The sequence below is a fragment of the Sphingoaurantiacus capsulatus genome, assembly GCF_042648405.1.
Classification (GTDB): domain Bacteria; phylum Pseudomonadota; class Alphaproteobacteria; order Sphingomonadales; family Sphingomonadaceae; genus Sphingoaurantiacus; species Sphingoaurantiacus capsulatus.
Genome location: NZ_JBHRXV010000010.1, coordinates 202,352 through 219,996, shown reverse-complemented (window position 1 = coordinate 219,996; position 17,645 = coordinate 202,352). Strand labels below are relative to the sequence as shown.

Sequence of the window (17,645 nt, the reverse complement as noted above, 5' to 3'; positions counted from 1 at the left end):
CCGGGGAGAGGGTGGTCGGTACGCGCGCCGTGGCGTCCCTGCGACCACCCTCTCCCTCCCATTTCATGGGCCCCTCCCTCTCCCCTCCAGGGAGAGGGAAAGAAACTACGCCCCCGGCAATTCCAGCACGCGCTTGGCGATGATGTTGAGCTGCACCTCGCTGGTGCCGCCCTCGATCGAGTTGGCGCGGCTGCGGAGCCAGTTGCGCGGCTGTGCGCCGTTCTTGCTCTCCTCGCCTTCCCACATCAGCCCGTCGGTACCGCGCACCGACATGAACAGCTCCTGCCGGCGCTTGTTGAGCTCGGTGCCATAATATTTGAGCATCGAGGACAGCGCGCCGACGCCCTGCCCGGCCTTCGCCTCGTCCTTCACCCGCTCCATCGTCAGCATGAAGGCGAGCCCGTCCATGTCGGCGCGCAGGATATCGCCGCGCAGGATCGGGTCGTTCATCCGCCCTTCGGCATCGGCGCCGATCAGCTTGCCGGCGAGCTGGCCGAGGCCCGGCCCGCTGCCGCCGGTGTCCATCGCACCGATCATCTCGCGCTCGTGGGTGAGCAGATATTTGGCGATGTCCCAGCCGCGATTGAGATCGCCGACGAGGTGCGCCTTCGGCACCTTCACATCGTCGAAGAAGGTTTCGCAGAAGGGCGAGTAGCCGGAGATCAGCTTGATCGGCTTGGTGGTGACGCCCGGCGTGGTCATGTCGAACAGCACGAAGCTGATGCCGTTGTGCTTGGTCGCGGTGAAGTCGGTGCGGACGAGGCAGAAGATCCAGTCGGCCTGATCGGCATAGCTGGTCCACACCTTCGACCCGTTGACGATCCAGTGATCGCCATGATCGTCGGCGCGGGTCTTGAGGCTGGCGAGGTCCGACCCCGCGCCCGGCTCCGAATAGCCCTGGCACCAGCGAATCTCGCCGCGCGCGATGGGGGGGAGATATTCGAGCTTCTGTTCGTGGGTGCCATATTTGAGCAGCGCCGGCCCGAGCATCCAGATGCCGAACGACTGCAGCGGCGGGCGGGCCTTGAGGCGGCGCATTTCGTCGGCGAGCACCTTGGCCTCCTCCTTCGACAGGCCGCCGCCGCCATATTCCTTCGGCCAGGTCGGCACCGTCCAGCCCTTCGCGGCCATCGCGTCGAGCCACGCCTTCTGCGGCGCGGTCCATTTGAAGTGGCGGCCGCCCCAGGGCGCATCGTCTTCCGACTGGAAGGGCGTCCGCATTTCGGGCGGGCAGTTCGCCGCGAGATAATCACGGACTTCGGCGCGGAACGCGTCGAGCGATTCAGTCATCGCTCCATCTCCCCACTAGCTTAATGACAGGGGGCAACTATGGTGCGCGGCACCTGACCGGCAAAGGGGGAAATGGTGGACCCTATCAACTTCGCGCAGACGGCGATCCAGTTCACCGACCTGGGCCTCGACCCGATCATCTTTGAGATCGGTCCGTTCGCGCTGCGCTGGTACAGCCTTGCCTATATCGGCGGCATCATCGTCGCCTGGTGGTACATATTGCGCATGCTGAAGGCGCCCGGCGCCCCGGCCTCGGCGAAGCACATCGACAGCTTCATCACCTGGATCACGCTCGGCATCATCCTCGGCGGACGGCTCGGCTATGTGCTGTTCTACGAACCCGCGAAATATCTCGCGAACCCGGTGGACATCCTCAAGGTCTGGGAAGGCGGCATGAGCTTCCACGGCGGCCTGTTGGGCGTCGTGATCGCGATGTGGGGGTTCACCCGATCGAACGGCCTCAGCTTCCTGCGCTTCGCCGACTATATCGCCGTCACCATTCCCTTCGGGTTGGGCTTTGGCCGCCTCGCCAATTTCATCAACGGCGAGCTGTGGGGCCGCACCACCGACGTGCCGTGGGGCGTGATCTTCCCGACCGGCGGCGACCTGCCGCGTCACCCGAGCCAGCTTTACGAGGCGATCCTCGAGGGGTTGGTGCTGTTCGTCATCCTGTGGTGGATGTTCTGGAAGACCGATGCGCGCTACCAGCCCGGCAAGCTGATGGGGACGTTCGCGCTCGGCTATGGCGCCTTCCGCTTCTTCGTCGAGTTCTACCGCGAGTCCGATTCGCAACTCGTGGAGTTCGCCGCGAGCACCGGTCTCCACATGGGCCAGTGGCTGAGCCTGCCGCTGATCATCGGCGGCTTGTACTTCATCGCCACCGCCAAGGGGCGCCGGGTCCGCGTCGAGCCGATCGCGGGGCCGGCGGCGCAGCAGTAGCTCGGCACCCGCCCCCAACCCCCAATCCGTCATACCGGCGAAAGCCGGTATCCAGATCGGCCGACGACTGGATACCGGCTTTCGCCGGTATGACGATGGTGGGTGCGAAGGCGAGGGAACGCGCTTTCTTCTGAACTGCTGCGCTGGCAAACAGCGACCATGACCCCGCTCGGACAGCGCCTTGCCCGCGAGATCGAGGCGACCGGGCCGATGCCGGTCGCGCGCTACATGGCGGAATGCCTCGCGCATTATTACGGCACGCGCGATCCGCTGGGCCGCGGCGGCGACTTCACGACCGCGCCGGAGATCAGCCAGATATTCGGCGAGCTGATCGGCCTGTGGCTCGCCGACCTGTGGCTGCGCGCCGGGTCACCGCCGAAGGTGCGGCTGGTCGAACTCGGGCCGGGGCGCGGCACGCTGATGGCCGATATCCGCCGCGCGACCGCCCGCGTACCCGGTTTCCACGCGGCAACGAAGGTCCACCTCGTCGAAACCAGTCCCAGCCTGCGCGCCGAACAGGCCGCGCGAATGCCCGATGCGATCTGGCATCACCGGATCGACGAGTTGCCCGACGACGCCCCGCTCCTGCTCGTCGCCAATGAATTCTTCGACGCCCTCCCTATCCGCCAGCTCATCCGCACGCCCGCCGGCTGGCGCGAGCGGATGGTGGCGCACGGCGACGGCGGCTTCTTCGAGGCGGCCGGTCCCACACCGCTCGACGCACTCGTCCCCGCCGCTCTCGCCGGCGCGCCGGAGGGCGCGACCGTCGAGCTGATGCCCATGGCCACCGCCATCGCCGCCGAAATCGGCGCACGGCTGGCGGCGCAGGGCGGCGCGGCGCTGATCGTCGACTATGGCTATGCCGGGCCGTCCACCGGCGACACCCTTCAGGCGGTGAAGGACCACGCCTTCACCGACCCGTTCGCCGACCCTGGCGAGGCCGACCTGACCGCCCATGTCGATTTCACCGCCCTCGCCGCCGCCGCGGCACCCGCACGGGCCTGGAAACTGACCACGCAAGGCAACCTCCTCGCCGCGCTCGGCATCGCCGCGCGCACCGAAGCGCTCGCCGCCCGCGCCTCGCCCGAGCAGGCGGCGCTGCTGCGATCCGGCACCGACCGGCTGGTCCTGCCCGATGCGATGGGTTCCCTGTTCAAGGCATTGGCGCTAACCGGCAGGGACTGGCCGCAACCCGCAGGTTTCGAATGACCGAGATCACCTACCGTCCGCCCACCGACGCCGATACCGAGGCGCTGTGCCAGTTGGGCCGCGATACCTTCGTCGAGACGTTCGGCACGCTCTATTCGGAGAAGGACCTCAACCATTTCCTCGTCACCGTTTTCGGCCCCGAAGGCATGCCGCTGGAAATGAAGGACCCCGAACTGGCGCTCCTCGTCGCCGAGGATGACGGCCAGCTGGTCGGCTATTGCAAGGTCGGCGCGCTGCACACCGAGGTCGAGGCGGACCCGAACCGGCGCGCGCTCGAGCTGCGCCAGCTCTATGTGCGCAGCAGCCACCATGGCCGCGGCGTCGCACAGAAACTGATGGACTGGGGCCTCGAGGAACTGCGCCGCCGCGGCGCCGAGGACGTGTTCCTGACCGTCTACAGCGAGAACCACCGCGCCCAGAAATTCTATGGCCGCTACGGCTTCGTCGAGGTCGGCAAGAATATCTTCTGGGTCGGCGACCAGCCCGACGACGACCGCATCTGGAAGCTGTCGCTGACCGAGCCGGCGGTGGCCGCGTGACCCTCGACGTTTCCAAGGCGCGCGCGCTCGCCGGCGTGCCGCACGTGTTTCTCGGGCGCACCGGCGGCGTGTCGGGCGGCATCTTCGACAGCCTCAACGTCGGCCTCGGCTCGTCGGACGATCGCGCGGCGGTCGCCGAGAATCGCGCGCGGGCGGTGACGGCCATCGGCGACGGGCTGACGCTCACCACCCTGCATCAGGTCCACAGCCCGACGGTGGTCACCGCCGACGCGGCGTGGTCCGACGACGCGCGGCCCGAGGCAGACGGCGTAGTGACGAACAAGCGCGGCCTCGCGCTCGGCATCCTCACCGCCGACTGCGCGCCGGTGCTGTTCGCCGATCTTGAAGCGGGCGTGATCGGCGCGGCGCATGCCGGCTGGAAGGGCGCCTTCACCGGTGTGCTCGCCAACACCGTCAGCGCGATGGAAGCGCTCGGCGCCGACCGCAAGCGCATCGCCGCCGCGATCGGCCCTTGCATCGCGCGCAAATCCTATGAAGTCGACGACGCCTTCCGCCGCCGCTTCACCGAGGCCGACCCGGAGAACGACAGCTTCTTCACCCCGGGCCGCGAGGGGCATCACCAGTTCGACCTCGAAGGCTTCGTCGCGCGGCGGCTGGCGGAGACCGGCATCGCGACGGTCGAGATGCTCGGCGAGGACACCTATTCGCAGGGCGGGCGCTATTTCAGCTACCGCCGCACGACGCATGCGGGCGAGCCTGACTATGGGCGGCAAATCTCGCTGATCGCGCTGCCTTGACGGTCGACGCGCCCCTTCCCGTCATCCACGCGCGGGCGGGGACCCAGTCCGCAGCAGATAACTTGCCCGCCATGCGGGCGCTTTTTCAGTGGGGCTGGGTTCCCGCCTTCGCGGGGATGACGATGGTGGCGGGAGCCGCCACGCCCGCCCACGCCGACCAGCTCTGGCTCGGCTTCTACGATCACGACGCGACCTTCGCCGACGAGAAGTTCGAGAGCGGGCAGGACATCAAGGCCGGCTGGATCGGCGAGCCGATCGAGGCGCTTTCCGCGATCGGCCGCCCGGCGCCGCACGTGCTGCTGTCGGCGGCGCTCGACGGTGGCACCGATTATGCGGCGGTCGGGCTCAACTGGAAGTTCGGCGGCACGCTCTATTTCCGCCCCGGCATCGGCCTGTCGGTCAACAACGGCCCCGATCGCGCCTTCAGCAACGGCAACCGCGTCGACCTCGGGTCGAAGGTGACCTTCGAGCCCGAGGCCGCCGTCGGCTGGCGGGTGAGCGACCGCGTGGCGGTGGAAGCCAGCTGGGTCCACCTCAGCCACGCGACGCTGTTTTCGAAGCAGAACCGCGGGATCGATTCCTTGGGCGTGCGGCTGCTGTTCACCCTTCCCTGAGCAACCGCTTCAGCTTGGCGAGCTTCGGCGCTTCGCCCTCCTTGTGGTCGAGCGTGCTGAAGAAGCGCCCGTCGGCGTCCATCAGGAACACCGAGGCGGTGTGGTCGACGACATAGTCGCCGCCCTCGATCGGCACCTTCTCGTAGAACACATGATAGGCGTCGACGATCGCCTTCAACTGCGCCGGATTGCCGGTCAGCCCGATGATCGGCGTGTCGAACATCGTCAGATAGTGGCCGATCTCCGCGGGCGTATCGCGCTCCGGGTCGACCGAGACGAAGACGATGTTCAGCCGGTCGCCGTCCGCCCCGAGATTCTGCCGCAGCCGCACCATCATCTGCAGGGTCGTCGGGCAGACATCGGGGCAGTGGGTGAAGCCGAAGAAGATCGCGAACGGCTTGCCGCGCAAGGTCGCGTCGGTGACCGTCCGCCCTTGCGTATCGGTGAGGCTGAACGGCCCGCCGAATGCCGAGGCATAGTCTTCGGCGACCTGGTTCTTCGGCGCGGGCCGCCATAGGGCGACGCTCGCCGCCACCGCGACCAGCGCGACGGCGGCCCACAGCCAGCGGCGCACGCGGCGCAGATCAGTGGCCGGCATGGGGATCCTCCTGACCATGCTCGATGCCCTCGACGCGAAAGGTGACGCGCACGGCGCCCGCGTTGGCGAAGCTGAGCGTCACCGGTACGATCGCCCCACGCCGCAACGGCTGTTTCAGCCCGGTCAGCATCAGATGATAGCCGCCGGGCTTCAGCGCGACGCTGCCGCCCGCCGGAACGGCGAGCCCGCCGGCGACCGGGCGCATGCGCATGATGCCGTTCGCCATCGTCATGCTGTGCACCTCGACCCGCGCCGCGACCGGCGTGCTGCCGCCGAGCAGCCGATCGGCCGCCTTGCCGCCGTTGATGACGAGGCCGTAGCCGGCGCCGGCTTTCGCGCCCGGCGGGGTTTCGCGCAGCCAGGGGCTGTCGACGCTGACTTGTGCGGCAGCGGGGACCGCGGCACCGAGCGCCGCGGCAGCGAAAATGAACTGGGATTTCATAAGTGAATGTCCTTGCTGAAACAGATGTCCGGGCGCGCGGCTTTCCCCACGCGCGCAACGAAGTGGTTCAGAAGGTGGCGGGTGGTCCGGTTGCCGGGGGCGGCGGCGCGGCGAGACCGCGACCGATCGCAGCGGGCAGCGCCAGCGGCTGCGCGAGCTCCAGCGTCACGGCGAGAGGCTCGGCAATGGCAACGGCAAGCACCGGCAGTGGTGGCAGGCCGGCGGCGGCGAAGGCGCAGGGTGTGTCCTTGCCCGGCATCTCCTGCCCGGCATCCCCCTTGGCGGTACGGGTCAGGCGGCCATCGGCATCAATCCACGCGGCGACCGGCCCGCCGTCGATGCAGAGCGTGACGGCGAAACCGCCGGCCTGCGCGGGCATCCACCCCGCCGGCACAAGGATGCGGAGCAGCAGCATCAGCGCGAGGCCGCCGAGCGCGAAGGCGCGCGTCGTCCGATCGATGAAGTGCATCGGGCTGGTCACGCGGCGGCCATGCCAGTGCGCCTTTGTAACCGCAACCCGCGGGATTGCCGAAGCGCCTGTCCCGGCCCTAGGATTGCCGCCATGTCCCTTGGGAATTCTGTTCGTCGGCGTATCACGCGGCCGTTTGTCGCGCTGCTTCTGCTGCTGCCGGCGAACGAACTTGCCGCACAGGGCGCCGCCACCAGTTCGCCGGTCGAACTCGCGCGCAGAGCTGATCAGCTGAAACCCGGCCAATGGGTGTGGGCGGCCGCCATCGCGCCGACGGGCCCGCTGCTGATCTACGTCGACCTGTCGCGCCAGCAGGCCACCGTCTATCGCAACGGCGTGCGAATTGCGGTGTCGACGGTGTCGTCGGGCAAGCCCGGCCACGAGACGCCGACCGGCGTCTTCACCATCCTGCAGAAGGATGCGGACCATCATTCGCGCACCTACAACAATGCGCCGATGCCGTTCGCCGAGCGGCTGACTTGGGACGGCATCGCGCTGCACGCCGGCGGCCTGCCCGGCTATCCGGAGAGCCACGGCTGCGTTCACCTGCCGCTCGGCTTCGCCAAACTGCTGTTCGGCATCACCGAGCTCGGCGCGACGGTGGTGGTGTCGGGCGCCGCCGCCGACCATATCCGCACCGGCGGGTCGAGCGTGCTTCAGCCGGTCGATGCCAAGGGCAAGGCGGAAGGCGCCGCGCCGCTCGCGCCGGGGCAGAGCTATCGCTGGACCCCCGAGGCTTCGCCGTTCGGCCCCGTCACGGTCATCGCGTCGAAGAGCGACCAGATGCTGGTGGTGCTGCGCAACGGCATCGAGATCGGCCGAAGCAGCGCGCGCTTCGCCGATAGCGATCCCGAAACCCATGTCGTGACTCTGGCGCCCGGCCCCAACGGCCAGCCCCGCTGGATCTACGTCGGCTTGCCCGGCCATGCGACCGAGGCGGGCAAGGACGTCGACGAGGCCGCGCTCAACCGCGTCGATATGCCGAAGCCCTTCCACGACGCGCTGGTCGCCACCCTCCGTCCCGGCGCCACCGTGCTGGTCACGCAGGCGAGCCTCGGCAGCGGCGGCACCGGCAAGCCGTTGACGCTCCTCACCGGCGGCCAGCCATGAACTTCTCGCAGTTGCTCAACTCGATCGACGAGCTGCTGTACGAGGTGATGAGCTGGCTGGTCTTCTATCCGATCACGCTGTGGCGGGTGCTCACTCGGCCGCTGACCACGATGGAATATGCCGACGACGAGCTCGGCGAGCGCGAGGAGGAGCAATATACCGACACGCTGAGCCCACCGCTGTTCCTGCTGATCTCGCTGCTGATTTCCCACGGCATCGCGCTGGCGCTGGTCGGCGACAGCGGCCTGATCGACCAGAAGACCGGCCTCGCGATGCTGGTAACGGACGATACTGCGCTGCTCATCATGCGGCTGCTGCTGTTCAGCCTGTTCCCGCTGATCTTCGCCACGCGGCTGCTCGGGCGGCGAAAGCGGCCGCTCACCCGCAAGTCGCTGAAGCTGCCCTTCTACAGCCAATGCTATGCGGCGGCGCCCTTCGCACTGGCCGTCGGTCTCGCGGCGACACTGCACACCTATCATCACGACAGCACCGCGCCTGCCGCCGCGATCATCGCCACTGTGGCGATCCTCTGGTTCGTCATCGTGCAGTCGCGGTGGTACGCGAGCATGCTGCGCAGCGGCTTCGGTCGCGGTTTCCTACAGGCGCTGATCTCCTTCGGGCTCAGCGCCTTTCTGTTCGTTGCCGTCGGGTTGCTGATCATCGGCCTGCCGGCCCTGGGGAGTCACTGAAGATGAAGATGCCGCTTCGCCTCACCGCCCTCGCCGTCATCGCCGCCACACCCGCCGCCGCGCAGGCGCCCGACGCGATCAACCTGATCTGCATGGGCGGCGGCAACAAGCTCACCACCGCGCCGACGACCTCGCTCGAATGGGACAAGTTCGATCACAAGTACCGCACGAAGACCGGCTATGAGATGGCATCGCGCGGCTTCGAGACGGCGGTGACCATCCAGATTCAAGGTCAGGAGGGCCGTATCCGCCTCCCCGACAATCTGGTCCCGCCGATCAATTCGGGCGGCGATCACCAGCATTGGTGGGAGCTTCGCGACGTGATCGTCGGCGAGAATGAAATCCGCGCCGAATATCGCCTCAACGGTCTCAACAAGCCGAAGATCAGGATCGACCGCACCACCGGCACGATCAGCATCAAGGGCACCGGCCAGTCGTTCGACGGCCGCTGCGACAAGGTCGATTCCGGTGAACGCCGTTTCTAGGCGCGGCCTTTTTGCGGCGATGGCCGCGGTGGCGCTCGTCGCCGCCGCGCCCGCGGTCGTTCCCAAACGCCTGTCGGTGACCTCGCAAACGCCGGTGACCGCCAAGGGCAGCCTGAAGGGCGACCAGTTCGTCGACTATGTGCTGGCCGGCACCGAGGGTCACACGCTCAGCGTGGCGATGACTACCACCAACCGCTCCGCCTATTTCAACCTGACCGCGCCGGGCAGCGACACCGCGCTGTTCATCGGCTCGATCGACGGCGGCAAGTTCAGCGGCAAGCTGCCGGTGACCGGCGACTATCGCCTGCGCGTCTACCTGATGCGCAGCGCCGCGCGCCGCGGCGACAGCGCCGATTATCGACTGCGGGCGTGGGTGCTGCCGACGCGATGAGTTGGCGTCGGTCGGCCCTGCCGATCCTCGCCTGGGGCGCGCTGCTCGCCGCGGGCGCGCTGGCGCTCGATTGGGTCGGCTACCAGCGGCTGGTGCGCGCGCATGCGTCGGACCTCTATCTGTTCGTCGTCGCCGCCGCCTTCCTGATCGTCGGGCTGGTGGTCGGCATGAAGGTGCTGGCCGCCAAGCCGCGCGCCGATTTCGACGGCAATCCGCAGGCAGTCGCGTCGCTCGGCATCAGCGCGAGGGAACGGGAGGTGCTGGAACTCCTCGCCGCCGGCCACGCCAACAAGGAGATCGCCGACCGGCTCGGCGTGTCGCCGCACACGGTGAAGACGCATGTCGCCCGGCTGCTCGAAAAGCTGGAGGCGAAGCGGCGCACCGACGCCATCGCGCGGGCACGGGCGCTGGGGATATTGCGCTGAGCGTTTCCTGAGCCCCTCTCCCTGGAGGGGAGAGGGGTCGAATCCGCGCCCGTCCGGCGAAATCACCCTTTCGGCCGATTGCTCCGCGCCGCTTGCCGCGCCTCCAATGCGGGCTCATCCTGCATCAGGGGGAGGGACACATTATGCTTCGCAACATTCTGACCTACGGCGTCATCGCCGGGCTCATCGTCGGCATTCCGCTGTTCGCGATGGGCGTCACGCTCGACCACGGCCATGTCGGCGGCGCGTGGGGCATGGTCATCGGCTACACGATCATGCTCGTCGCGCTGACCACCGTGTTCGTTGCCGTGAAGCGCCGCCGCGATGTCGAGCTGGGCGGTGTCATCCGCTTCTGGCCGGCGTTCGGCTATGGCCTCGCGATCAGCACCGTCGCCGGGCTGATCTATGTGCTGTCGTGGGAAGCGGCGATGCTGTTCATGGATAGCAGCTTTGCCGCCACCTATGCGCAGGCCACCCTCGATGCCGCGCGCGCCGATGGGGCGAGCGCCGCCGAGATGGCGAGGCTCGAGGCGCAGATGAACGACTTCGTGACGATGTACGCCAACCCGGCGATGCGGATAGCGATGACCTTCTTCATGGAATTCTTCCCGGTGGGCCTGCTCGTCTCGCTGATCTCGGCGGCGCTGCTGCGCAACAGCCGGTTCATGCCCGCGCAGGTCACGGCCTAGGACCTCCGCCATCCCGGCGCTTGCCGGGGTGGCGGCTTAGGGTCCGTACTCAGTAAGAATGGCTTTCGAGATGGCAGTGGGAAACTCAAGGGCGAGGACAGGTCGCGCAGGCGGGCCTGTCGGCCCCGGCGAGCGGCGTCGACGACACCCTTGGGCTTCCCACTGCCACGCTTCGCGCGGCGTGAGGAAGGCCATGGCTACGCGCCGGCCGCTTGCCAGCTAGCATTTGCTAGCTGGTCTGCGCGACCTTACTTGCCATGGACTTCCTGACGCCGTCTCGAACGTCATTCTTACTGAGTACGGACCCTAACCCAGCTTTACGGCCGTGCCGGTGGCGCTGACCATCAGCATGGTGCCGCCCTGCCCGAGTACCTCATAGTCGAGGTCGATGCCGACCACGGCGTCGGCGCCGAGTTCGCGGGCTTCCTGCTCGAGCTCCCACAGCGCCTGTTGCCGGGCGTCGCGTAGCGCGCTTTCGTAGGAACCGGCGCGACCGCCGACGATGTCGCGGATGCCGGCGAACAGGTCGCGGAAGATGTTGGCGCCGACGATGACCTCGCCGGTCGCGATGCCGAGGTGCGCGGTGATGGCGCGGCCTTCGATCGATGGCGTGGTGCTGAGGATCAGCCGCGCCTTGCCGTCAGTTTTCGGTCCCGCCATCGCCTTACTCCATCTTGCTGAGCGCCCGGCCGAGCATCACGGCGCAGAGGTGCGCGCGGTACTCGGCGGAGGCATGAATGTCGCTGTTGAGGTTGTCCGCGTCGGGGATCAGCCCGTCGGTCGAAGCGCCGGAGGCCAAGGCCGCCTCGGCCTCGCTCCAGCGGAACGCGCCCGGCCCGGCGCCGGTCACCGCGACGCGCCAGCCATCGGCAAAGCGCGCGACATAGACGGCGGCCATCGCATAGCGCGACGCCGGGTGGCGGAACTTGGCGTAGGCGCCGGCTTCGGCCACGCGAAAACCCACACGGGTGACGATCTCATCCTCGGCGAGCGAGGTCGCGAACATGCCCTGGAAGAAGTCGCCGGCGTCGTGGCGGCCGGCGGTCGTCTCGATCACCGCGTCGAGCGCGAGGCAGGCGGCCGGATAGTCGGCGGCGGGATCGTTGTTGGCGACCGAGCCGCCGATCGTGCCGCGGTTGCGCACCTGCGGGTCGCCGATCAGCAGCGCCAGCTTCGCCAGCGACGGGATCGCCGCCTTTACCACATCGCTGTCCGCGACGACGCCGTGCCGCGCGGTCGCGCCGATCCACAGAATATCGCCATCGCGCTCGATGCGATCGAGCCCGGCGATGCCGCCGAGGTCGACCAGCCGGTCGGGCGCGCGCAGCCGCGACTTGATCGCGGGGAGCAGCGTGTGGCCGCCGGCGATCAGCGCGACTTCACCGCCGCTGCCGAGCAGCGCGGACGCCTCGTCGAGCGTCGCCGGGCGCGAATAATCGAAGCTACGCATCCTGCATGGCCTTTGCGCCGGCTTCGATGGCGCTAACGATATTCTGGTAGCCGGTGCAACGGCAGAGATTGCCCTCCAGCTCGTGCGCGATGGTTTCGCGGCTGACGCTGCCGCCGTGGCGGCGGGCGATGTCTAATCCGGCGATCACCATGCCCGGCGTGCAGAAGCCGCACTGCAGCCCGTGATGCTCCTTGAACGCCGCCTGCATCGGGTGAAGCGCACCGTTCGTCGCCAGCCCCTCGATGGTGGTGATCTTCGCGCCGTCGGCCTGCACCGCGAGCAGCGTGCAGGACTTCACCGCCTGCCCGTCGATGAGGATGTTGCACGCGCCGCACTGGCTGGTGTCGCAGCCGATGTGGGTGCCGGTGAGCCCGAGGTCGTCGCGCAGCAGGTCGACGAGCAGGGTGGCGGGCTCGACGTCGAGGTCGTGGCCCGTGCCGTTGATGGTCAGCTGTGTCCGCATATCGGCGATCCTAGCCGGGGACGCCCGGCGCGCAAACAAACTCTTCCGTCAGTTCGGCGAAAGCCGGTATCCAGTCGAACGGTCGGTCTGAATACCGGCTTTCGCCGGTATGACGGCGGTGGGAACGGCGATCAGCCGACCTTCTTCACCCAGCCGTAGGGATCGGGCCGCGTGCCGCGCTGGATGCCGGTCAGCTCGTCGCGAAGCGCGCGGGTGACCGGGCCGGTGCCGCCATTGCCGATGGTGAAACCATGCTCGGTGCCGCGCACCTCGCCGATCGCGGTGATGACGGCGGCGGTGCCGCAGGCGAACACTTCCTTCAGGCGGCCGCTGGCGGCATCGGTGCGCCAGTCCTCCATCGAATAGAGCTGCTCGCGCACCTCGACGCCCTTGTCGCGCGCCATGGTCATGACCGAGGCGCGGGTGATGCCCGGCAGCACGGTGCCGAGCGGCGGCGTCAGCATCGAGCCGTCGTCAAACACGAAGAATATGTTCATGCCGCCCAGCTCCTCGACATAGCGGCGCTCGACCGCATCGAGGAACACCACCTGGTCGCAGCCATTCTCGCTGGCCTGCGCCTGCGCGATCAGGCCGGCGGCATAGTTGCCGCCGCACTTGGCGGCGCCGGTGCCGCCCGGCGCGGCGCGGGTATAGTCGCTCGACACCCAGACGGTGACGGCGTCCTTGCCGCCCTTGAAATAGGCGCCGACCGACGACGCGATGACGAGGAACAGATATTCGGACGACGGCTTCACGCCGAGGAACACCTCGCTCGCGAACATGAAGGGGCGGAGGTAGAGGCTGCCGCCCTCGACCGCCGGGATCCAGTCGCGGTCGATGTTGACCAGCGCCTCGACCGCGCCGACGAACAGCTCGTCGGGCAGCTCGGGCATCGCCATGCGGCGCGCGGATTCGCGGAAGCGCGCGGCGTTGGCGTCGGGGCGGAACAGCACCGCGTCGCCCGCGGGCGTGCGGTAGGCCTTCATCCCCTCGAAGATTTCCTGCGCGTAATGCAGCACCGCCGAGGCCGGATCGAGCGACAGCGGCCCGCGCGCCGTGACCTGCGCGTCATGCCAGCCCTTCTCCGCCTGATAGCGGATCATCGCCATATGATCGGTGAAGACGGTGCCGAAGCCCGGATTCTCGAGCCGTACCGCCCGTTCCGAGGCCGGAATCGGGTTGGCGTTGGGCTGGATCGCGAACGTCGCGCCGTCGGTCATCTGTCGCTCCATCGGGTTCGTTGCCGGCTTAATGGCGGCTTTGTACGCCGATGTCCAAGGGCGGAGCGGCACCATGCGGAACTTTCACCTCTACGCGGACTTTGAGCGCGGTATGACCCCAGACACCGCCCACCGCCCGCTGGCACAGCGCCTTGCGATCATTCTTTTCGCGCTGGCGCAGATCGCGACACCCTTGTTGCCACGCTTCGGCATCGGCCAGCCGGTGGGCGAGCAGTCCGACATGACGCGAACGCTCATCACGCCGGCCGGGTGGGCCTTCTCGATCTGGGGTGCCCTGTACCTTGGCGCGATCGTCTATGCGATCTGGCAGGCATTGCCGGCGCAGCGCGCAAATGCGCTTCTCGCCCGGATCGCATGGCCAAGTGCGGGCGCGTTCGCGGCCAACGCTGCCTGGGTGGCCTATACGCAGGTCTACGGGCTCGGCGCCGCGTCCGTCGCGATCATCCTGTTCGGATTGGCGTGCGTCCTGTTCATCTACCGCGCCTTTGCCGCCGCGCCCGGCTTCACCACCGGCGAACGCTGGTGCGCGGTGCTGCCGCTGAGCGCGCTGTCGGCGTGGCTGTCCGCCGCCGCGATCGTGAATATCGCGGCGTCGCTGAAGTTCTACGGTGTCGAAATGAACAATGTGCCGCCGGTCGCCGCCGCCGTGATCGCGGTCGGCGGGATCATCGCCGCCACCGCGATCTGGCGCGGCCGCGGCAACCCGTGGTACGCGCTGGTGTTTCTGTGGGCGCTGGCGGCGATCTATGCGGCCGGCGGGCAAGAAAGCAGTTTGGTAGCGGCCGCCACCGGCCTGTCGGCGCTGCTGGTGCTGCTGAGCGCGGGCGCGCGCCTCAATGACGCCGGCAACCGGCATCACTGGTTCCGCGGGCGGCCGGAATATCATCCGACCGCCGCGCGGTAAGCATCAGTCGGCGAGGCCGAGCGCGGTCTTGTAGGTTTCGAGCAGTGCTTCCTGCTCCATGCGCGCATCGCGCTCCATCTTCCGGAGCTTGATGATCGAGCGCATCGTCTTGACGTCGTAGCCCTGGCCCTTGGACTCGGCGAAGACGTCCTTGATATCGTCTGCGATGCCCTGCTTTTCCTCGTTCAGCCGCTCGATGCGCTCGATGAAAAGCCGCAGCTGCTCGGCCGAAACATTACCCCCCGACATGGAAGTCTCCTTGGACGCTGGATTCGTGAAAGCGGCGGACGCTAGAGACGCGACCGCGACCGCGCAAGGCCGGGAATCAGGGTTTCGGAAAGCCGTCGCGGATTGCCGCATGCCGTGCCTCGAAGCCGGGCTCGCTGTCGGCTTCGGTCGGCACCACGCACCAGCCGCCACCGCGCGCGATGCTCTCCAGCGCCGGGCGCACGACGACCTCCGGCCCCTGGGCCTGGCGCCAGCGCTCGCCGACCGCATCGGGCAGCCGGCGCGCGCCGCCGAAGCGTTCGGGCCGCGCCCGCGCCGCGTCCCAGATGCCGGTGTTGACGAGACCGGGGCAGAGGATGGTGACGCCGACATTCTCCGGCGCCAGCTCGGCGGCCAGCGCCTCGCCCACAGCGGCGGTCGCCTGCTTCGAGGCTGAATAGATGGTGAAAGGGCCGCGCACGGGCACGACCGACGCGACCGAGGCGGTGATGCCGACATGGCGCGGCCCTTCCGCCTTCAGCAGCAGCGGCACCACCGCCTGCGCCGTCCAGATCGCGCCGAGCACGTTGACCCCGTAAACCCATTCGGCGGTGCGCGGGCTCACATCGAGCACGCTGGCGCCGACCGCGACCCCGGCGTTGATCCACAGGATTGACGGCAGGATGTCCTGCCCGACCAGCCGGTCGGCCAGCCCGGCCACGGAATCGCGGTCGCTGACATCGCATACGATCGACAGCGTCTCGCCGCCGAACGCCTTCAGGGCCTCTGCCGCAGCGTCCGCCGCCTCGGTGCGGATATCGACCACGACGAGGTTCATGCCGATCCTCGCCAAGCCTTCGGCGAGCGCCAGGCCGATGCCTTCGCCCGCGCCCGTCACCACTGCCCAGCGTCCGCGATAGCCCGCGAGTTCGTCCATCTGTGTCTCCTTGCAATAAACGCTAGGGCGGCGGGTTCGGCTTGGCGAGGCGGATTCACGCATGCTAGGCGGGCCGCCGTCTTTATCAGCGACGAGGTCCAAATCGATGACGAGCGCCCATGCCCCCCGCCACGACTGGACGCTCGACGAGGCCCGCGCGCTGTTCGCCCGCCCGCTGAACGATCTGGTGTTCGAGGCGCAGGCGGCGTTGCGCGCGCATTTCGACCCGCATACCGTCCAGACCTCGCAACTCCTGTCGATCAAGACCGGCGGCTGCGCGGAGAATTGCGGCTATTGCTCGCAATCGGCGCATTTCAACACCGGCGTGAAGGCGACCAAGCTGTCGCCGATGGACGAAGTGATCACCGCCGCCCGCGACGCCAAGGCCAATGGCGCCTCGCGCTTCTGCATGGGCGCCGCCTGGCGCAGCCTGAAGGACCGCGACGTCGAGCGGCTGTGCGGCATGGTCGCCGAGGTGAAGGCGATGGGGCTGGAGACCTGCGTCACCGCCGGCATGCTTGAGGATGGGCAGGCCGAGAAGCTGCGCGCCGCCGGCCTCGACTATTACAACCACAACCTCGACACCGGGCGCGACTATTACGCCAAGGTCGTCACTACCCGCACCTATGAGGACCGGCTCGATACGCTGGCAAAGGCGCGCGACGCCGGACTGAAGCTCTGCTGCGGCGGTATCGTCGGCATGGGCGAGAGCCTCGACGATCAGCTCGGGCTGTTCGTCGAGCTGGCGGCGCTGTCGCCGCATCCGGAATCGGTGCCGATCAACCGGCTGGTGCCGATCGCCGGCACCCCGCTCGCCGGCTCCGCGCCGGTCGACGACATCGACACGGTGCGCCTGATCGCGGTCGCCCGGCTGATGCTGCCGTCATCCTACGTCCGCCTGTCGGCGGGCCGCGAGGCGATGAGCCGCGAGATGCAGGCGCTGTGCCTGCTCGCCGGCGCCAACAGCTTCTTCGTCGGCGGCAAGCTATTGACCACGCCCAACGCCGGCGAGGACGAGGACAGCGCACTGCTGCGCGCGATGGGTTTCGTCACCGAGGCGCCGCGCGTGGCGCCTCGGCTCGAAGCGGCGGAGTAAGCGCTAGACGGGCGTCGCGAGGCCGCGACGCACCGCATCATCGACCAGCGCACGGAACTTGGTATGCGCCTCGCGCCCGAGCCGCCCCTGCTCGTCGCCGAGGCGCCCTTGCTGATCGCCGAGCTTGCCCTGCTGCTCGCCCAGCGCGCCCTGTTGGCGGCCGAGCTCTTCCTGTTCGCGGTTGAAGGCATCCGAGCGGCCCTGGCTGCTCACCTGCTTCAGCGACAGCTCCGCCTGCCGCCGGCCCAGTTCGGCCTGACGTTTGCCGAGTTCGGCCTGACGGGCGCCGAGCGCCGCCTCACGCTTGCCGAGTTCCGCCTGCGGCTTGAAGAGCGCGCTTGCCTTGGCCAGCGTGGCCGCGTCGCGCACGACATAGGCTTTGCCGTCGCGCGTGAGGTAGAGGAGCGGCTCGTCGCCCCGGCGGAGTGCCCTCGCGCGCTTCAGATCGTCGGTGTTGCCCGACATCATCGTCGCGCCGCGCTCCGACCCGAGCAGGATGTAGGAATCGCCGTCGCGTTCGTGCGCGGCGACCGGCGCCACCACCGCCTGCGGCGCGGCGCCGAGAATGGCGAGGGCCGCCGCGACCGCGGGGGCAAGCCAGGGGCGGCAATTGTCGAGGGCCTGATGAAGATTGCGCATGTCCGACTCCACTTTCCGTCACTGCGTCTGTCGCATGTGATGCTACACTTGTAGCAGGCTA

Annotated in this window: 24 protein-coding genes; 13 read left to right on the top strand and 11 right to left on the bottom strand. The window is 68.3% G+C overall.

The annotated features are described in order from the left end of the window. Positions 1–105: 105 nt before the first annotated feature. Positions 106–1,290, bottom strand: a complete 1,185-nt coding sequence (locus ACFOMD_RS11740; protein WP_380861551.1) for an acyl-CoA dehydrogenase family protein — start codon at positions 1,288–1,290, stop codon at positions 106–108. Between the two features lie 72 nt (positions 1,291–1,362). On the opposite strand from ACFOMD_RS11740, the gene lgt reads away from it, so the two are divergent. The 5 genes from lgt to ACFOMD_RS11715 all read left to right on the top strand — a co-directional run bounded on the left by lgt (position 1,363) and on the right by ACFOMD_RS11715 (position 5,349). Beyond that, positions 1,363–2,229, top strand: a complete 867-nt coding sequence (gene lgt / locus ACFOMD_RS11735; protein WP_380861549.1) for a prolipoprotein diacylglyceryl transferase — start codon at positions 1,363–1,365, stop codon at positions 2,227–2,229. Positions 2,230–2,388: 159 nt separating this feature from the next. Next, a complete protein-coding gene (locus ACFOMD_RS11730) occupies positions 2,389–3,438 on the top strand; it encodes a class I SAM-dependent methyltransferase (protein WP_380861547.1) in 1,050 nt (349 codons plus the stop codon). Beyond that, complete coding sequence (locus tag ACFOMD_RS11725) at positions 3,435–3,977, top strand: GNAT family N-acetyltransferase (RefSeq protein WP_380861545.1); 543 nt, start codon at positions 3,435–3,437, stop codon at positions 3,975–3,977. Before ACFOMD_RS11730 ends, ACFOMD_RS11725 begins: the two co-directional genes overlap by 4 nt. Next, positions 3,974–4,735 (top strand): peptidoglycan editing factor PgeF, encoded by a 762-nt coding sequence (gene pgeF, locus ACFOMD_RS11720; RefSeq protein ID WP_380861543.1) that lies wholly within the window; start codon positions 3,974–3,976, stop codon positions 4,733–4,735. The genes ACFOMD_RS11725 and pgeF overlap by 4 nt, the downstream gene beginning before the upstream one ends. 71 nt (positions 4,736–4,806) lie before the next feature. Beyond that, a complete protein-coding gene (locus ACFOMD_RS11715) occupies positions 4,807–5,349 on the top strand; it encodes an acyloxyacyl hydrolase (RefSeq protein WP_380861541.1) in 543 nt (180 codons plus the stop codon). On the opposite strand, the gene ACFOMD_RS11710 is transcribed toward ACFOMD_RS11715, so the two are convergent. The 3 genes from ACFOMD_RS11710 to ACFOMD_RS11700 form a co-directional block, all read right to left on the bottom strand. After that, positions 5,336–5,947, bottom strand: coding sequence for an SCO family protein (locus tag ACFOMD_RS11710; protein WP_380861539.1), 612 nt, complete (start codon positions 5,945–5,947; stop codon positions 5,336–5,338). The two genes, ACFOMD_RS11715 and ACFOMD_RS11710, sit on opposite strands and share 14 nt — an antisense overlap. Beyond that, positions 5,934–6,389 carry a copper chaperone PCu(A)C gene (locus ACFOMD_RS11705; protein ID WP_380861537.1) on the bottom strand — a complete coding sequence of 152 codons (456 nt, stop codon included), beginning with the start codon at positions 6,387–6,389 and terminating at the stop codon, positions 5,934–5,936. The genes ACFOMD_RS11710 and ACFOMD_RS11705 overlap by 14 nt, the downstream gene beginning before the upstream one ends. A gap of 67 nt (positions 6,390–6,456) precedes the next feature. Then, positions 6,457–6,858, bottom strand: coding sequence for a hypothetical protein (locus ACFOMD_RS11700; RefSeq protein ID WP_380861535.1), 402 nt, complete (start codon positions 6,856–6,858; stop codon positions 6,457–6,459). 93 nt (positions 6,859–6,951) lie between these two features. Between ACFOMD_RS11700 and ACFOMD_RS11695 the strand changes: the two genes are divergently transcribed. From ACFOMD_RS11695 to ACFOMD_RS11670, 6 genes are all read left to right on the top strand, one after another. Then, positions 6,952–7,968: a L,D-transpeptidase gene (locus ACFOMD_RS11695; RefSeq protein WP_380861533.1), complete on the top strand. Its 1,017-nt coding sequence runs from the start codon at positions 6,952–6,954 to the stop codon at positions 7,966–7,968. Further along, positions 7,965–8,657 carry a hypothetical protein gene (locus tag ACFOMD_RS11690; RefSeq protein ID WP_380861532.1) on the top strand — a complete coding sequence of 231 codons (693 nt, stop codon included), beginning with the start codon at positions 7,965–7,967 and terminating at the stop codon, positions 8,655–8,657. Before ACFOMD_RS11695 ends, ACFOMD_RS11690 begins: the two co-directional genes overlap by 4 nt. Positions 8,658–8,659: 2 nt before the next feature. Beyond that, positions 8,660–9,142: a hypothetical protein gene (locus ACFOMD_RS11685; RefSeq protein ID WP_380861530.1), complete on the top strand. Its 483-nt coding sequence runs from the start codon at positions 8,660–8,662 to the stop codon at positions 9,140–9,142. Between the two features lie 19 nt (positions 9,143–9,161). After that, positions 9,162–9,533, top strand: a complete 372-nt coding sequence (locus ACFOMD_RS11680) for a hypothetical protein (RefSeq protein WP_380861528.1) — start codon at positions 9,162–9,164, stop codon at positions 9,531–9,533. Further along, the gene (locus tag ACFOMD_RS11675) at positions 9,530–9,958 is read left to right on the top strand and encodes a response regulator transcription factor (protein WP_380861526.1); all 429 of its coding nucleotides are present in this window, start codon (positions 9,530–9,532) and stop codon (positions 9,956–9,958) included. Before ACFOMD_RS11680 ends, ACFOMD_RS11675 begins: the two co-directional genes overlap by 4 nt. 143 nt (positions 9,959–10,101) lie before the next feature. After that, entirely contained in the window at positions 10,102–10,647 is a 546-nt protein-coding gene (locus ACFOMD_RS11670; protein WP_380861524.1) for a DUF4199 domain-containing protein, read from the top strand. Positions 10,648–10,953: 306 nt separating this feature from the next. Here the strand turns inward: ACFOMD_RS11670 and ACFOMD_RS11665 are convergent, their stop codons facing one another. The 4 genes from ACFOMD_RS11665 to ACFOMD_RS11650 all read right to left on the bottom strand — a co-directional run bounded on the left by ACFOMD_RS11665 (position 10,954) and on the right by ACFOMD_RS11650 (position 13,780). Then, positions 10,954–11,307 (bottom strand): heavy metal-binding domain-containing protein, encoded by a 354-nt coding sequence (locus ACFOMD_RS11665; RefSeq protein ID WP_380861522.1) that lies wholly within the window; start codon positions 11,305–11,307, stop codon positions 10,954–10,956. 4 nt (positions 11,308–11,311) lie between these two features. Next, positions 11,312–12,097: an FAD binding domain-containing protein gene (locus ACFOMD_RS11660; protein ID WP_380861520.1), complete on the bottom strand. Its 786-nt coding sequence runs from the start codon at positions 12,095–12,097 to the stop codon at positions 11,312–11,314. Then, positions 12,090–12,560: a (2Fe-2S)-binding protein gene (locus ACFOMD_RS11655; RefSeq protein ID WP_380861518.1), complete on the bottom strand. Its 471-nt coding sequence runs from the start codon at positions 12,558–12,560 to the stop codon at positions 12,090–12,092. Before ACFOMD_RS11655 ends, ACFOMD_RS11660 begins: the two co-directional genes overlap by 8 nt. A 131-nt stretch (positions 12,561–12,691) precedes the next feature. Further along, a complete protein-coding gene (locus ACFOMD_RS11650) occupies positions 12,692–13,780 on the bottom strand; it encodes a branched-chain amino acid aminotransferase (protein WP_380861516.1) in 1,089 nt (362 codons plus the stop codon). On the opposite strand from ACFOMD_RS11650, the gene ACFOMD_RS11645 reads away from it, so the two are divergent. Then, a complete protein-coding gene (locus tag ACFOMD_RS11645) occupies positions 13,746–14,705 on the top strand; it encodes a hypothetical protein (RefSeq protein WP_380861514.1) in 960 nt (319 codons plus the stop codon). The genes ACFOMD_RS11650 and ACFOMD_RS11645 overlap by 35 nt on opposite strands. 3 nt (positions 14,706–14,708) lie before the next feature. On the opposite strand, the gene ACFOMD_RS11640 is transcribed toward ACFOMD_RS11645, so the two are convergent. Then, on the bottom strand, positions 14,709–14,954 hold the full coding sequence (locus ACFOMD_RS11640) for a DUF2312 domain-containing protein (protein ID WP_380861512.1): 246 nt from the start codon (positions 14,952–14,954) through the stop codon (positions 14,709–14,711). A 76-nt stretch (positions 14,955–15,030) separates the two neighbouring features. Next, the gene (locus tag ACFOMD_RS11635; protein WP_380861510.1) at positions 15,031–15,849 is read right to left on the bottom strand and encodes an SDR family NAD(P)-dependent oxidoreductase; all 819 of its coding nucleotides are present in this window, start codon (positions 15,847–15,849) and stop codon (positions 15,031–15,033) included. Positions 15,850–15,955: 106 nt separating this feature from the next. Between ACFOMD_RS11635 and bioB the strand changes: the two genes are divergently transcribed. After that, complete coding sequence (gene bioB, locus ACFOMD_RS11630) at positions 15,956–16,945, top strand: biotin synthase BioB (RefSeq protein ID WP_380861508.1); 990 nt, start codon at positions 15,956–15,958, stop codon at positions 16,943–16,945. A 3-nt stretch (positions 16,946–16,948) separates the two neighbouring features. On the opposite strand, the gene ACFOMD_RS11625 is transcribed toward bioB, so the two are convergent. Beyond that, on the bottom strand, positions 16,949–17,584 hold the full coding sequence (locus ACFOMD_RS11625; protein ID WP_380861507.1) for a hypothetical protein: 636 nt from the start codon (positions 17,582–17,584) through the stop codon (positions 16,949–16,951). Positions 17,585–17,645: the final 61 nt, after the last annotated feature.

What these genes read in the sequence shown, in the direction of transcription:
- ACFOMD_RS11650 (WP_380861516.1), bottom strand. Translation starts at nt 13,780, where the DNA reads ATGACCGACGGCGCGACGTTCGCGATCCAGCCCAACGCCAACCCGATT.
- ACFOMD_RS11680 (WP_380861528.1), top strand. Translation starts at nt 9,162, where the DNA reads ATGGCCGCGGTGGCGCTCGTCGCCGCCGCGCCCGCGGTCGTTCCCAAA.
- ACFOMD_RS11675 (WP_380861526.1), top strand. Translation starts at nt 9,530, where the DNA reads ATGAGTTGGCGTCGGTCGGCCCTGCCGATCCTCGCCTGGGGCGCGCTG.
- ACFOMD_RS11655 (WP_380861518.1), bottom strand. Translation starts at nt 12,560, where the DNA reads ATGCGGACACAGCTGACCATCAACGGCACGGGCCACGACCTCGACGTC.
- ACFOMD_RS11670 (WP_380861524.1), top strand. Translation starts at nt 10,102, where the DNA reads ATGCTTCGCAACATTCTGACCTACGGCGTCATCGCCGGGCTCATCGTC.
- lgt (WP_380861549.1), top strand. Translation starts at nt 1,363, where the DNA reads ATGGTGGACCCTATCAACTTCGCGCAGACGGCGATCCAGTTCACCGAC.
- ACFOMD_RS11740 (WP_380861551.1), bottom strand. Translation starts at nt 1,290, where the DNA reads ATGACTGAATCGCTCGACGCGTTCCGCGCCGAAGTCCGTGATTATCTC.
- ACFOMD_RS11635 (WP_380861510.1), bottom strand. Translation starts at nt 15,849, where the DNA reads ATGGACGAACTCGCGGGCTATCGCGGACGCTGGGCAGTGGTGACGGGC.
- ACFOMD_RS11700 (WP_380861535.1), bottom strand. Translation starts at nt 6,858, where the DNA reads ATGCACTTCATCGATCGGACGACGCGCGCCTTCGCGCTCGGCGGCCTC.
- ACFOMD_RS11715 (WP_380861541.1), top strand. Translation starts at nt 4,807, where the DNA reads ATGCGGGCGCTTTTTCAGTGGGGCTGGGTTCCCGCCTTCGCGGGGATG.
- ACFOMD_RS11730 (WP_380861547.1), top strand. Translation starts at nt 2,389, where the DNA reads ATGACCCCGCTCGGACAGCGCCTTGCCCGCGAGATCGAGGCGACCGGG.
- ACFOMD_RS11690 (WP_380861532.1), top strand. Translation starts at nt 7,965, where the DNA reads ATGAACTTCTCGCAGTTGCTCAACTCGATCGACGAGCTGCTGTACGAG.
- bioB (WP_380861508.1), top strand. Translation starts at nt 15,956, where the DNA reads ATGACGAGCGCCCATGCCCCCCGCCACGACTGGACGCTCGACGAGGCC.
- ACFOMD_RS11660 (WP_380861520.1), bottom strand. Translation starts at nt 12,097, where the DNA reads ATGCGTAGCTTCGATTATTCGCGCCCGGCGACGCTCGACGAGGCGTCC.
- ACFOMD_RS11695 (WP_380861533.1), top strand. Translation starts at nt 6,952, where the DNA reads ATGTCCCTTGGGAATTCTGTTCGTCGGCGTATCACGCGGCCGTTTGTC.
- ACFOMD_RS11685 (WP_380861530.1), top strand. Translation starts at nt 8,660, where the DNA reads ATGAAGATGCCGCTTCGCCTCACCGCCCTCGCCGTCATCGCCGCCACA.
- ACFOMD_RS11640 (WP_380861512.1), bottom strand. Translation starts at nt 14,954, where the DNA reads ATGTCGGGGGGTAATGTTTCGGCCGAGCAGCTGCGGCTTTTCATCGAG.
- ACFOMD_RS11705 (WP_380861537.1), bottom strand. Translation starts at nt 6,389, where the DNA reads ATGAAATCCCAGTTCATTTTCGCTGCCGCGGCGCTCGGTGCCGCGGTC.
- ACFOMD_RS11725 (WP_380861545.1), top strand. Translation starts at nt 3,435, where the DNA reads ATGACCGAGATCACCTACCGTCCGCCCACCGACGCCGATACCGAGGCG.
- ACFOMD_RS11625 (WP_380861507.1), bottom strand. Translation starts at nt 17,584, where the DNA reads ATGCGCAATCTTCATCAGGCCCTCGACAATTGCCGCCCCTGGCTTGCC.
- ACFOMD_RS11665 (WP_380861522.1), bottom strand. Translation starts at nt 11,307, where the DNA reads ATGGCGGGACCGAAAACTGACGGCAAGGCGCGGCTGATCCTCAGCACC.
- ACFOMD_RS11710 (WP_380861539.1), bottom strand. Translation starts at nt 5,947, where the DNA reads ATGCCGGCCACTGATCTGCGCCGCGTGCGCCGCTGGCTGTGGGCCGCC.